Below are 12,747 nucleotides of genomic sequence, written 5' to 3' on the forward strand. Positions count from 1 at the left end.
GAGCGAGGTGCCGCCGCGATAGCCTTGCCGCCATGAAGGTCCTCGTCACCGGCGCTGCCGGATTCATCGGCTCGAACTTCGTCATCCGGGCCCGCCAGGTCCGCCCCGACTGGCGGCTCACCGTCCTCGACTCGATGACGTATGCCGCGAACCTCACCTCCCTGGACTCAGTCGTCGGGGAGGTCGACATCGTCAAGGGCTCGGTGACGGACGCCGACCTGGTGGACGAGCTGGTCGCTGCGCACGACCTTGTCATCCACTTTGCTGCCGACTCCCACAACGACAACTCGTTGGACGACCCGTGGCCCTTCATCGACACCAACATCATCGGCACCTACCAGCTGATCCAGGCGGTGCGGCGGCACGACAAGCGGATCCACCACATCTCGACCGACGAGGTCTATGGCGACCTCGAGCTGGACGACCCCGCCAAGTTCACCGAGACGACCCCGCTCAACCCCTCCAGCCCCTACTCGGCGTCCAAGGCCAGTGCCGACCTCCTGGTCCGGGCCTGGATCCGGTCGTTCGGCCTCAAGGCGACGTTGTCGAACTGCTCGAACAACTACGGTCCGCGTCAGCACCCGGAAAAGCTCATCCCGCGCCAGATCACGGGGATCATCGACGGCGTGAAGCCCAAGCTCTACGGCGAGGGGCTCAACGTCCGTGACTGGATCCACGTCGACGACCACAACGACGCGGTCATCACCATTGTCGAGCAGGGTCGGGTGGGAGAGACCTACCTCATCGGCGCCGACGGCGAGATGAACAACCGTGACGTCATCGCCCTCATCCTCGACCTGATGGGCAAGCCCGCCGACTGGTACGAGCACGTGCCCGACCGTCCGGGACACGACCTGCGCTACGCGATCGACGCGACCAAGCTGCGGGCCGAGACCGACTGGCGCCCGGCGCACCCCGACGTCAGGTCTGGGCTCGCGGACACCATCGCCTGGTACGAGAACAACCAGGACTGGTGGCGCACGGCCAAGGTCGTCGCCGAGGCACGCTACGAGCGACTCGGTCGCTGATGACGCGCTGGTTGGTGACGGGTTCGGGCGGCATGCTCGGGCTCGACCTCCAGGTGACCCTGGCGCTCGCCGGGGTGTCCGAGGACGACGTCACGGGACTGACCCGGGCCGACCTGGACATCACCGACGCGGACGCCGTCCGTGATGCTGTCCGCGGCCACGACGTGGTCGTCAACTGCGCGGCATACACCGCGGTTGACGACGCGGAAAGCCATGAGGGACAGGCGTTTTCGGTCAACGCGATCGGCGCTGCCAACGTCGCCGACGCGTGCCGCACCTCCGGAGCGCGCCTCGTGCACCTCTCCACCGACTACGTCTTCGCCGGCGACGCCACGGAGCCGTATGCCGAGGACGCACCTCTCTCTCCGCTGTCCGCCTATGGGCGGAGCAAGGCCGCGGGGGAGTGGGCGGTCCAGGCACGCTGTCCGCAGGCGTGGATCGTCCGGACGGCCTGGCTCTACGGCGCGGGTGGGCCGAACTTCGTCAAGACCATGGCGCGACTGGCCGACCGGCACGAGACCCTCGACGTGGTCGCCGACCAGACCGGTCAGCCGACCTGGACCATGGACGTCGCGCAGGCGATCCTGCGGCTCGTCGACGACGCGGCACCCTTCGGTGTGTGGCACGCGACCAACCAGGGGCAGACGACCAAGTACGGCCTGACCCAGGAGATCTTCCGCGGCCTCGGGCACGACCCCGAGCGGGTGCGGCCGACGACGAGCGACGCGTTCCCGCTTCCCGCTCCGCGGCCGGCCTACAGCGTCCTGGGCCACGACGCCTGGCGGATGGCGCGCCTCGCTCCACTGCCGCCCTGGCAGGAGAGCCTCGCCGCCTCCCTGGCCGACGTGGTGGCGGAGTCAGCCTCGGAATGACCTGCGCAGGAACCAGGTGAGCGCCGGCTGACGAGCGGTCGGGCCTGATCTCGGGCCCCGCCGGCCACAGTAGTCACAACATCGAGTCGCGTTGTGGGGCAACGGATCTGGGCCTGTGGACAAGCGGCTCGAGGTGTCGGTGGTCGGCCCTAGTGTTGGTCCATGGCGATCGCACCACACAGCACAGGAGAGCAGCCCCTTGCGGGTCGCCCGGTGCTGGGCGGCGTGCAGTTGGGGTTGGCCGCGGTGCGCGGTTCGACCCCTGAGCGCATCTGGGCCTTGTCCGACGCCGAGGTGACCGAGTCCCTGCGAGCCATCGCCGACCTGACCACCGCCACGTCGGCGCTGATGGTGGCGGTGCTGGCCGAGGCGCGCCAGCGCAGCTTGGGTTCGGGCGAGGGCTGGGGGCCTGTCGACTGGGCGCACTCGCAGGCGCCATTGGTGCCGATGCGCATGCTGCTTGACGCCCAGATCGTCGCGGATGCGTCGGGGGAGCCGCGGCTCGAGGCGGTGCTCGACGCGGTGCGGGCAGGCCTCGGCAGCGGGCTGGCAGGCGCAGCCCGCGGGTCAGAAGGGTCCGGGTGCGACGACGCACGACGGGACGACGCGGCATCCGTGCTACCGGTGGGCAAGGCGGCCCAGCTGGTCCGCTTCCACGAGGGGGTGCGCGGGCTGGCTGACGCGGACCAGCTCGAGGACGTCACCGGGACGCTCTTGGCCGCGGCACGTGGTGCCGACGGCTTCAGCGAGAGGGACCTCGGCGCGGCGGTGCGGCGCACCGGCGACCTCCTGCGTCCCGACCGGTTGGTCGAGCACGACGCCGACGTGCGACGTGCGCACCAGTCGCTGGTCAAGGGCGCGGGGCCGTGCGGGCTCTCCCGCTACACCCTCCTGCTGGACGACGAGGCTGCGGCGATCATCGACTCAGCCATCGACGCGCTGGCCAAACCCGTTCGGACAGAAACCGGCGAGCACGATCCTCGGACGCCTGCCGCCCGACGCGCCGACGCCTTGGTCGACCTGGTTCGGCGTGCGGTCTCGGCACCCGATGGACAGCCACGACAGCCGAAGACCACGTTGACCGTGACGGTGCCGCTGGAGGTGCTGGCCGGACGGTGTCGGGGCGCGGGCGTCCTTCCTGACGGGTCCCACCTGACCGCCGAGACAGTGCGCCGTCTGGCGTGCGACGCCCAGGTCGTCCCGGCAGTCTTGGGCAGCCACGGCGAGGTGCTCGAGCAGGGACAGGCCGTGCGGCTGTTCACCCGGCCGCAGATCCGCCACCTGTGGCTGCGCGACGGGCACTGCACGTTTCCGGGCTGCTCGAAGCCGCAGACGTGGACTGACGGACATCACCTGGTCCACTGGGTTGACGATGGCCCGACTGACATCGACAACGCAGCCCTGCTCTGTCGGACGCACCATACGGTCGTCCACCGCGAGCGATACGGCGGCCTGGTCGTCGACGGCCCGCATGGACCGCACGTTGTCTGGGACCTCACACCCAACTCTTACGACGCCCACGTCGAACGGTTCCGCGCTGTGGGAGGTGCCAACGGAGTGCCGCCTCGACCATGACCCTGCGCCACACCCCACCCTCGGGTGGGGGCCGAGGCATGTCCCCGCCGTCCTGTTCCGTCCGATCTGGCCGCCCTCAGCGCCACGGGTCCACGGGTGACCTGCGGGTGCGGTGCGGTGCGGTCAGCGGAGGTGAGGGGCGTGGCAGGCGCGCGCGGCGTAGTCAGCCTCGGAATGACCTGCGCAGCTCCCGGACGACGGACATCGAACGGGGCAGCGTGGCGATGCCGTGTCGCCACCGTCTCAGGTGCAGCACCGCCACGTCTTTGCGCGAGGCGCTGTCTACCAGGTGCGAGCTCAGGAGCTCCTCACGACGTGGGACGGCGGCACGCATCAGCACGCCGGGACGCTCGCGCCACGTCGCACGACTGAGCTGTTCGATCCACAGTGACCCGGCAGCTTCGGCGTAGCGTTGACGCAGTTCCCAGCTGTGTAGCAGCCGCGAATCAGCCGGAGCTGGGAGGTCAGCACCGGCGCTGAGCAAGAGCGGCCGGGCGGTGTCAGCTGCGCCGGCTGCGAGGGCGAGCTCGACCAGGTCGTGCTTCTGTCCTTCGTCGAGGTGGCCCAGGGCAGTCGCCAGGTGGCCAAGATCCTGCTGGCTGGTTGCTTTGTCGGGGTCCCTCAGGGCGTGCAGTGCGACGACGAGCGCCTGGCCCGATGCCGATGGGCTGGGCACTGCGCGCCCGGCGATCTCGACGGTGGTGTGGGACGCCCACAGTGCCTCGAACACCTCAGCCTCCGACGCGAGGAAGCCGGGGAAGGAGTAGTGCACGTCGAGGTCGCACGGCCACTCCGGGTGGATGAAGTGCGCGGAGTGCTCGAACGCCAGGTCGGCTGCGCGCCGCAACCCCGTGCCGGTGTTTCGTCGCTGCCAGCCGCAGCCTTCCAGTGCAGCGCACAGCGCGTCGAACCCGCCCCGGTCAGCCAGCACGTCCACGTCGGTCGACGGTCGGTCCGGCCGGACTCCGAGCGCGACAGCCGTCGGGCCCTTGATGAAAAGGATCCGTGCCCCGGCGTCGTCCGCGAGCCGGGCGACGAGGGCATGGGCCAACAACACCGCCTCCTGCTGGTGGAGCGTGGTCGTCGCCATGGTGCGGAGTATGACATCGGCCACGGCGAGGGCGCGCAGACTCCGGCTAGGGTCGGGCCATGCTCGCTGTCTACGCCGCCCGCCAGTCCGCCGACGACCCGCTGTCCGGTCTCGAGGTCGGGGAGCGGCCCGACCCCCGGCAGCGCGAGGGGTGGACCACGGTCACCCTCAAGACCGCCGGGCTGAACCACCATGACGTCTGGTCGCTGCGGGGCGTCGGGCTGGCCGCAGACCGCTTGCCGATGATCCTCGGCTGTGACGGTGCCGGCATCGACGAGGAGGGCAACGACGTCATCATCCACGCCGTCGTGCCCAGCGAGGGATGGCGTGGCGACGAGACTCTGGACCCCCGCCGCACTCTCCTCTCAGAGCTCCACGACGGGACCTTGGCGCAGAAGGTGGCCGTCCCGACGTCGAACCTGGTCGCCAAGCCGGCGGACCTGCCGTGGACGCACGCTGCCTGCCTGTCGACGGCCTGGCTCACGGCATACCGGATGTTGTTCACCAACGCGGGGCTGACGCCCGGCGCCACCGTGCTGGTCCAGGGAGCCGGCGGTGGTGTGTCCACCGCGCTGGTCCAGCTCGGGGCGGCGGCCGGCTACCGGATGTGGGTCACCAGCCGGGACGAGGAGAAGGGCCAGCGAGCCCTGGGTATCGGCGCGGACCAGGCCTTCGGGAGCGGAGAACGGCTCCCCGACCGGGTCGACGCGGTCATGGAGACGGTGGGCGCTGCCACCTGGTCGCACTCGGTCAACTCGCTCAAGCCGGGTGGAACCGTCGTCATCTCCGGCGCGACCTCCGGGGATGCCCCGAGCAAGGCGGAGCTGACCAAGATCTTCTTCAAGCAGCTGCGCGTCGTCGGCTCCACCATGGGCACACGCGGTGAGCTCGAACGGCTCGCGCAGTTCGTGGTGCAGCAGGGCATCGAACCCGTCATCGACACGACGCTGCCGCTCGCGCAGGCCCGTGACGGCTTCGCGAAGATGGCGGCCGGGGACCTGTTCGGGAAGGTCGTCTTCACCATCGACACAGATGAGTGACCTCGCCCAGGACGCATCTTCCTGAGACACACCTGAAGTCGATTTGGGATCTCCCCGCCAGGGGCGTATCAAGGGGGAATGGAGAAGAAGTACCCCTCGTCGCCTGACGACGTCATCGACTCGAGGTGGACCCACAACCCCCAGGCCGTGAGCCCGAAGCCCCACGGCAACGATCGCCGCACGCCCCCGAAGCCTGACCTCGACGCCCAGATGCGAGAGATCATCAATCCCTGGCTGGCCCATGACCGCAGCGCGGCCGACACCCTGACGGCGCTTGTCGCCCTCGCGGACGAGCACGGCTAGAGGAGGGACGAGACCAGCCACACGATGCCGGCGACGGCGAGGACTGCCACGATCGCGCCGGCGAAGATGACCGCTCCCTTCTGGGTGCCGCCCATCTTCTCGGACCAGCCATCGGCCTTGGCCACGTCGCGGATCAGGTCGCGCCCGGCGGTGGCGTCGAACGAGTAGTCGACCACCTGGCCGACCTCGCCGGTCTTGAGGTCGACGCCGAACTCCTTGCGGAACGACTTCTCGTAGACCCGGCCGCGCTGGGTGGAGCCCGAGACGTTCAGGCGCGGCGACGACCCCCCGCCGCTCCACGAGAACGTGTTGCTGACGTCGGTGATGGTCATCGACTGGTCCGCCTCGTTGAGACGGACCTGGTGGGTGAACACCTTCTTGAGGCCGTGAGCCTTGAAGATCGTCAGCCACTGGGCGTCGGCGACGTCGATGGTGAGGTCGAAGCCCTTCGGGGTCTCGCGCACGGCATACGGCGTGCCCTTGGCGGCAGCACGAAGGTCGGTGATCAGCTCTGCGGACGTAACCATCGTGAGACCGTACCCCGGCCGCGGCCGGGGTTGTCGCACCCACCCCGACGGGCTCCGGCACACCGCGCTCGACCGGTAGCCATCCCGATGTCGTAGAGCGCTGACCTGCGCGTTCACCAAAAAGGGTGATCTTCTGGGAGTTCCCTGTACGCGCCCTGGGTGATGGGTCCACGATGCGACCAACCACCTCCGGTGTGCAGCGGGACTAGGGGAACGACATGAGAATTCGCGCGCGTGTGGGCAGTGCTCTCGTGGGGGTGGTGGCGCTCGTCGCCTCTCCCCTCGTCGGCGTTTCAGGGGCGTATGCCGCGGGGGCACCTCGAGCCGCGGCTGCGGCGGTGACGGCGGCTGGCTACCAGCCACTGTCACCGGCGCGACTGCTGGACACCCGCGCGAACGGTGCCACTGTCGATGGCGTCGGCGCCAAGGGTGGGGCCATCGTGGGGAAGACCCCCAGGACCTTCCTGGTCCTGGGGCGTGGTGGTGTCCCCGCCAGCGGAGTGGACGCGGTCGTCCTGAACGTCACTGCGGTCAGCCCGACCGCCAGCACGTTCCTGTCCGTGTACCCCGCAGGCCAAAGCGTGCCGAACACGTCCAACCTCAACGTCCTCGCGGGTGAGGTGTCACCCAACCTGGTAGTCGTGAAGGTGGGCACCGGGGGGTCGGTGAACGTCTACGCGGGGGCTGGCTCGGTGCACGTCCTGGCGGACGTGGCCGGCTACTTCCCGACCGGTGGCGGCTACACGGCGCTGTCCCCTGGTCGGCTGATGGACACCCGCGCCTCGGGCGCGACGGTCGACGGGCAGGGCAAGGCGACGGGAGCTCTGACGGGTGGCGTCGAGCGGTCGCTCCAGATCACCGGCCGCTACGGCATCCCGTCGACGGGCGTCGCCGCGGTGATCCTCAACGTCACCGGTGTACAGCCGACGGCCGGCACCTTCGCCACGGTCTGGCCGACGGGGGCGACCAAGCCCAGCACCTCGAACCTCAACCTCCTGAAGGGTGAGGTCAAGCCCAACCTCGTCGTTGCCAAGATCGGCACCGGCGGCAAGGTGTCCTTCGCGATCGGTACCGGGTCGATGCACATGCTGGCCGATGTGGCCGGGTGGATCCCGACGGGCAGCTCCTTCACCCCGCTGACGCCGGGTCGCCTCCTCGACACCAGGTCGAACGGCGTCACGGTCGACGGTGTCGGTGCCAAGGGTGGCGCCGTGGGTGCGGGTCTGTTCCGGGACGTCAAGGTCACCGGCCGCCACGGCATCCCTGCCACCGGTGTCAGTGCGGTCGTCCTCAACGTCACCGGCGTGGCGCCGACGGCGACCACCTTCGTGACCGCCTTCCCCTCAGGTGAGACCAAGCCGAACGCCTCCAACCTGAACCTCGTCAAGGGTGAGGTCCGTCCCAACCTGGTCATCGCCAAGGTGGGGTCCAACGGCTCGGTCCGGCTGTTCAACAATGCCGGCAGCATCAACTTCATTGCCGATGTCGCGGGCTGGTTTGCGGCAGGCGACGCCCCCCTCTCGGTGACCACGAGCAGCCTCCCCCAGGGGACCGTCGCCAAGGCCTACGCCGCGACGACCCTGGCCGCTGCTGGCGGGACGGGTCCCTACACCTGGGCGAAGCGGGCCACTGCTGCCGTGCCGGTCGCCACCGGCCTGACCCTGTCGTCGGCCGGCGTCGTCGGTGGGACCCCTGACCAGGACGGTCCCCGCTACCTGCCGGTGCGCGTGACCGACAGCCTGGGCGCGACGGCCGACAAGGACATCCCGGTCACCATCGTGTTCGTGGCCACGGCCATCACGACCACCAGCCTCCCCGCCGCCACCTGCAACACCGCCTACTCGGCCCAGCTCGCCGGAACCGGCAGCTTCTTCCCTGACAGCTGGTTCCTCAAGTCTCCGTCCACCCTGCCCGCGGGCCTGACCATGACCAACACCGGCGCGATCTCGGGGACGCCGACCGCAAACACCTCCACGCCCTTCACGATCCAGCTCGTCGACGCCAAGGGCGGCGTCAAGGAGAAGGCCCTCACGATCACCGTGACCGGCTGTGTCGCCGGGCCGGTCGTCACGACGACGACCCTGGCCAACGGCACCATCGGCACGGCATACAGCCAGACCCTGGGGGCCAGCGGGGGCACCGCGCCCTACACGTGGACCCTCGCGAGCGGTGCGCTGCCTGCGGGACTGACGCTGACTGCCGCGACCGGCGCCATCACGGGCACGCCGACCGGTGCTGCGGGGACGACCAGCTTCACGGTGCGGGCTACCGACAACTCAGCGCCGACGAAGAAGACGGCCGACAAGCTGCTCTCCATCACGCTCGCCGCTCCGCCGCCGGTGAACATCACCACCACGACCCTGCCGGGCGGCACGGTCGGCACGGCCTACAGCCAGACCCTCGCCGCCACGGGTGGCGTCCCGCCCTACGTGTGGGCCCTGACCCTGGGCTCCCTCCCTGCTGGCCTGTCGCTCTCGAGCGGCGGAGCCCTGACCGGTACCCCGACCACCCCCGGGACGTCCACGTTCACGGTCAAGGTGACGGCCGGCAGCACCACCGACAGCCAGCAGCTGAGCGTGGTCATCAGCCCACCACCGCTGGCGATCACGACGACCTCGCTGCCCAGCGCCCCGCGGAACTCCGCCTACGACCAGCCGATCACGGCGACCGGAGGAGTTCCTCCCTACACCTGGACCCTCAGCGCAGGCACCCTCCCCGCGGGCCTGACCCTCACCAGCGGCGGATCCATCACCGGGACGCCCACCACGGCCGGGACCTCGAACTTCACCGTCCAGGTCAAGGACAGCGCCGCGGCGCCGGCGACGGTCACCAAGGCGCTCAGCCTGACCGTGCTCGTGCCGCCGGTCGTCATCTCGCCGTCGACCCTCGTGGACGGCACGGTCGGGGTGGACTACAGCCAGTCGATCTTCGCCTCGGGTGGCTCGAGCGACAACTGCACCATCACGGTGTCGGCCGGGGCCCTCCCGGCAGGGGTGACGCTGGTTGCGGACGGTGGCTTCGGTGACTACCTCCTGACCGGTGCCCCGAACGTCGCCGGGACCTACTCGTTCACCTTGCAGGGAAACTGCGGTGGCGTGACGGGGACACGTGCCTACAGCCTGGTCATCAAGCCGGCCCCGCTGGCCATCAACACCACCTCGCTCCCCTCGGTCCTGGTCGGGGACACCTACAGCGCCACCCTCTCCGCCCAGGGCGGGACGGGGCCCTACACCTGGAGCATCACCAGTGGCGCGCTGCCCGCCGGGCTGACGCTAGCCACGAACGGCCAGATCACGGGGACTGCGCCGTCGGTGTTCGGCGAGGCGACGGCGACCTTCAGGGCGACCGACGCCACCAGTGCCACGGTGAGCAAGGCGATGACCATCTACGTCAACGAGTTCAGCGGGGTGATGTCGTTCCTCAATGGCGAGATCGGTGTGCCGTACACCTCGACACTCTCAACCTCGTTCTTCGAGGCCACTGCGCCGTACACCTTCACTGCGGTCGGCACCCTGCCGACCGGGCTCACCATTAACTCGGCCGGGACCCTGTCCGGAACGCCCACGGCCGCTGGGACCTTCACCTTCGCAACGATGGCCACGGACGGGACCGGCCTGCGTGACAAGAACGCCGTCACCGTCGTGATCCACCCGGCGGGCGCTGCGCTCAGCGTCACGACGGCGACGCTGCCTGCCGGCCAGGTCGGCAAGTCCTACCTCACCGCGCTGGCTGCCACCGGTGGGTTCACGCCCTACCAGTGGAACGTGACGGCGGGGACGCCCCCGCCCGGACTGGCGGTCAACGACTTCGGCTGCGGTGGTGCCGGCTGCTCGTACTTCGAGGGTTTCCCGCAGGAGACGGGAACCTACTCGTTCACCCTCACGGTCACCGACGACGGCCAGGTGAAGGCCAGCAAGGCCTACACGATCACCATCACACCGGCGCCGCTCGTGATCACCACGACCAGCCTGCCCGTGGGTGCCGTCGGCGCGGCATACAGCTCCGCCCTCTACGCCGCTGGCGGCGTCTCGCCTTACACCTGGTCGCTGACGACGGGCACGATGCCTGCGGGCACCACCCTCTCGCCGTCGGGCCTGATCACGGGAACGCCGACCGCGGCGGCCAGCACGAGCCTGAGCCTCAAGGTGACCGACTCGGCGGCCGCGACGGCCAACGTGACGCTCAACCTGGTCGTGGGTGCGCCGGCCTCGGCGAGCACCGTGAGTGCTGGCGGCACCCACAGCTGTGCGGTCGTCGGCGGGAAGGTCCGATGCTGGGGCTCGGGCTACTCCGGAGAGCTGGGCGACGGCTTCGCCGAGGACACCGCGACGTCACCCGTCGAGGTCTCCGGACTGACGAACGCGACCCGGGTCGCAGCCGGAGGCGGGTTCACCTGTGCGGTGCTCGCGGACGGCCGCGTCGCCTGCTGGGGCGCCAACTACTCAGGCCAGCTGGGCAACGGCTCGGCAACCAGCGCTGGCGTGCCCGTGTTCACCGGGATCACCAATGCAGTCGGGGTCACCGCGGGCGACAGCCACGCGTGCGCCCTGTTGAGCACCGGTGCCGTGTCGTGCTGGGGCAGCAACGCCTCGGGCGAGGTCGGAACGGGCACGGCAACGCAGGCGGCGGTCAAGGTCCCGACGGCGGTGACCGGCCTGACGGGCGCCACCTCGGTCAGCGCAGGTGCCAACCACACGTGCGCCGTGAGTGCGGGCACCGTGCGCTGCTGGGGCGACAACGGCAGCGGCGAGCTCGGGGACGGTACGACCAACAGCAGTGCGGTCCCTGTCACCTCGACCGTGTCGGGTGCGAGCCAGGTGACGGCCGGGAGCAGCTCCACCTGTGCCCGGCTGACGACAGGTGCCGTGTCCTGCTGGGGTGACTACCCGTTCACCTCCACGCCGACGCAGGTCGCGGGGATCAGCGGCGCGACGTCCGTGGACCTGGGCTCGTTCTACGCCTGCGCGCAGACCGGGGCAACGGTCAGCTGCTGGGGCGAGAACTACTCGGGGCAGCTCGGCAACGGCACGACCGCGTCCCCGGCCACGCCGGTCACGCCCGTCACCGTCTCCGGGATCTCGGGGACGGTCACCGGGGGACTGTCCGCGGGTGACTCCCACGTCTGCGCCATCCTGACGGGCGGCTCGGTCCGGTGCTGGGGCGACAACAACTCCGGCCAGATCGGGAACGGCCGGGACCTGGGAGCCCTGGTGCCTGTCCAGGTCTCGGGGATCACCTCCGGCGCCACGAGTGTGGCTCCCGGCTACGACCACACCTGCGCGGTGGTCTCCGCGGCCGTCAGGTGCTGGGGCGGCAACGACTTCGGCCAGCTGGGCAAGGGCACCGTCCAGGACCCGCAACCCGTGCCGGTCGCGGCAACCGTCCTCACCTCGGGAGTGGCGCAGGTGGCCAGCGGTCAAGGGTTCAGCTGTGCCCGACGGGTGGCCGGCACGGTGGCCTGCTGGGGTGACGGGTTCAGCGGCCAGCTGGGCGACGGCGCGTTCGACCAGAGCCCGACTCCGGCCGACGTGCCCGGTGTCACCGGCGCCCAGGGCCTCTCCCTCGGGAACTACCACGCCTGTGCGCTGGTCACCGCCGGCGCCGTCACCTGCTGGGGCGACAACAACTACGGAGAGCTGGGGGACGGCACGACCGACTCGTTCGGGACCCCGGTCGCGGTGAGTGGACTCTCGGGAGCGAGCTCGGTCGCGGCTGGTGGGTCACACACCTGCGCGGTCGTGTCGGGTGGAGTGCGCTGCTGGGGTGACAACTCCAACGGCCAGGTGAACGGGACACCGTCGAACACACCGGTCCTCACCCCCGTGACCGTGCCCGGGCTGACGGGCGTGGCCTCCGTGACGGCTGGTGGTGGCTTCACCTGCGCGGTGCTCACCGCCGGCGGGGTCAGGTGCTGGGGCCTCAACGCCAGCGGCGAGCTCGGCGCCGGCGACACCAATGACCACACCGGTGTCGTGTCGGTGCTGAACGTCACCAACGCCACCCAGGCCTCCGCGGTCGGGAGCTCCACGTGCGCCCGGCTGAGCACCGGCGCGGCGGTCTGCTGGGGCGAAGGTAGCAACGGCCAGCTGGGCGACGGCACGGTGCAAGGACACGCCAAGGCGCGGGCGGTCTCGGGTCTGACGAACGCGGTCGAGGTCCAGATGGGCGGCCTGACGGCCTGCGCCAGACTGGCCACCGGGGCCATCCAGTGCTGGGGCATGGCTCAGAACGGCAACCTCGGAGACGGTTCGTCGACGCTCTACGCCACGCCACAGCGAGTGATCGGCCTCTGAGGAGTCGGACCGCCACCCG

8 protein-coding genes are annotated in these 12,747 nt (G+C 70.1%); 6 read left to right on the forward strand and 2 right to left on the reverse strand.

Annotated features, from left to right (window positions below):
• The first annotated feature begins 32 nt into the window (after positions 1-32).
• The 3 genes from rfbB (at position 33) to EAH86_RS12510 (ending at position 3,475) form a co-directional block, all read left to right on the forward strand.
• The gene (gene rfbB / locus EAH86_RS12500) at positions 33-1,028 is read left to right on the forward strand and encodes a dTDP-glucose 4,6-dehydratase (protein WP_140741206.1); all 996 of its coding nucleotides are present in this window, start codon (positions 33-35) and stop codon (positions 1,026-1,028) included.
• Positions 1,028-1,900 carry a dTDP-4-dehydrorhamnose reductase gene (rfbD, locus tag EAH86_RS12505; RefSeq protein WP_140741209.1) on the forward strand — a complete coding sequence of 291 codons (873 nt, stop codon included), beginning with the start codon at positions 1,028-1,030 and terminating at the stop codon, positions 1,898-1,900. The genes rfbB and rfbD overlap by 1 nt, the downstream gene beginning before the upstream one ends.
• Positions 1,901-2,062: 162 nt before the next feature.
• On the forward strand, positions 2,063-3,475 hold the full coding sequence (locus EAH86_RS12510; protein ID WP_140741212.1) for an HNH endonuclease signature motif containing protein: 1,413 nt from the start codon (positions 2,063-2,065) through the stop codon (positions 3,473-3,475).
• A gap of 163 nt (positions 3,476-3,638) precedes the next feature.
• Here the strand turns inward: EAH86_RS12510 and EAH86_RS12515 are convergent, their stop codons facing one another.
• Positions 3,639-4,565, reverse strand: a complete 927-nt coding sequence (locus EAH86_RS12515; RefSeq protein ID WP_140741215.1) for a nucleotidyltransferase family protein — start codon at positions 4,563-4,565, stop codon at positions 3,639-3,641.
• A gap of 59 nt (positions 4,566-4,624) precedes the next feature.
• Between EAH86_RS12515 and EAH86_RS12520 the strand changes: the two genes are divergently transcribed.
• The gene (locus EAH86_RS12520; protein ID WP_140741217.1) at positions 4,625-5,605 is read left to right on the forward strand and encodes a zinc-binding dehydrogenase; all 981 of its coding nucleotides are present in this window, start codon (positions 4,625-4,627) and stop codon (positions 5,603-5,605) included.
• Positions 5,606-5,683: 78 nt separating this feature from the next.
• Positions 5,684-5,908 carry a hypothetical protein gene (locus tag EAH86_RS12525; protein WP_140741219.1) on the forward strand — a complete coding sequence of 75 codons (225 nt, stop codon included), beginning with the start codon at positions 5,684-5,686 and terminating at the stop codon, positions 5,906-5,908.
• Here EAH86_RS12525 and EAH86_RS12530 read toward each other — a convergent pair.
• The gene (locus EAH86_RS12530; RefSeq protein ID WP_140741221.1) at positions 5,905-6,435 is read right to left on the reverse strand and encodes a hypothetical protein; all 531 of its coding nucleotides are present in this window, start codon (positions 6,433-6,435) and stop codon (positions 5,905-5,907) included. The two genes, EAH86_RS12525 and EAH86_RS12530, sit on opposite strands and share 4 nt — an antisense overlap.
• Positions 6,436-6,653: 218 nt before the next feature.
• Between EAH86_RS12530 and EAH86_RS12535 the strand changes: the two genes are divergently transcribed.
• Positions 6,654-12,728, forward strand: coding sequence for a putative Ig domain-containing protein (locus tag EAH86_RS12535; RefSeq protein ID WP_140741223.1), 6,075 nt, complete (start codon positions 6,654-6,656; stop codon positions 12,726-12,728).
• Positions 12,729-12,747 lie beyond the last annotated feature (19 nt).

Source organism: Pedococcus bigeumensis (assembly GCF_006438965.1).
Lineage (GTDB): Bacteria > Actinomycetota > Actinomycetes > Actinomycetales > Dermatophilaceae > Pedococcus > Pedococcus bigeumensis_A.

Excerpts from the sequence above, each read along its gene's own strand:
- rfbB (WP_140741206.1), top strand. The coding sequence starts at position 33 with ATGAAGGTCCTCGTCACCGGCGCTGCCGGATTCATCGGCTCGAACTTC.
- EAH86_RS12510 (WP_140741212.1), top strand. The coding sequence starts at position 2,063 with ATGGCGATCGCACCACACAGCACAGGAGAGCAGCCCCTTGCGGGTCGC.
- rfbD (WP_140741209.1), top strand. The coding sequence starts at position 1,028 with ATGACGCGCTGGTTGGTGACGGGTTCGGGCGGCATGCTCGGGCTCGAC.
- EAH86_RS12535 (WP_140741223.1), top strand. The coding sequence starts at position 6,654 with ATGAGAATTCGCGCGCGTGTGGGCAGTGCTCTCGTGGGGGTGGTGGCG.
- EAH86_RS12515 (WP_140741215.1), bottom strand. The coding sequence starts at position 4,565 with ATGGCGACGACCACGCTCCACCAGCAGGAGGCGGTGTTGTTGGCCCAT.
- EAH86_RS12525 (WP_140741219.1), top strand. The coding sequence starts at position 5,684 with ATGGAGAAGAAGTACCCCTCGTCGCCTGACGACGTCATCGACTCGAGG.
- EAH86_RS12520 (WP_140741217.1), top strand. The coding sequence starts at position 4,625 with ATGCTCGCTGTCTACGCCGCCCGCCAGTCCGCCGACGACCCGCTGTCC.
- EAH86_RS12530 (WP_140741221.1), bottom strand. The coding sequence starts at position 6,435 with ATGGTTACGTCCGCAGAGCTGATCACCGACCTTCGTGCTGCCGCCAAG.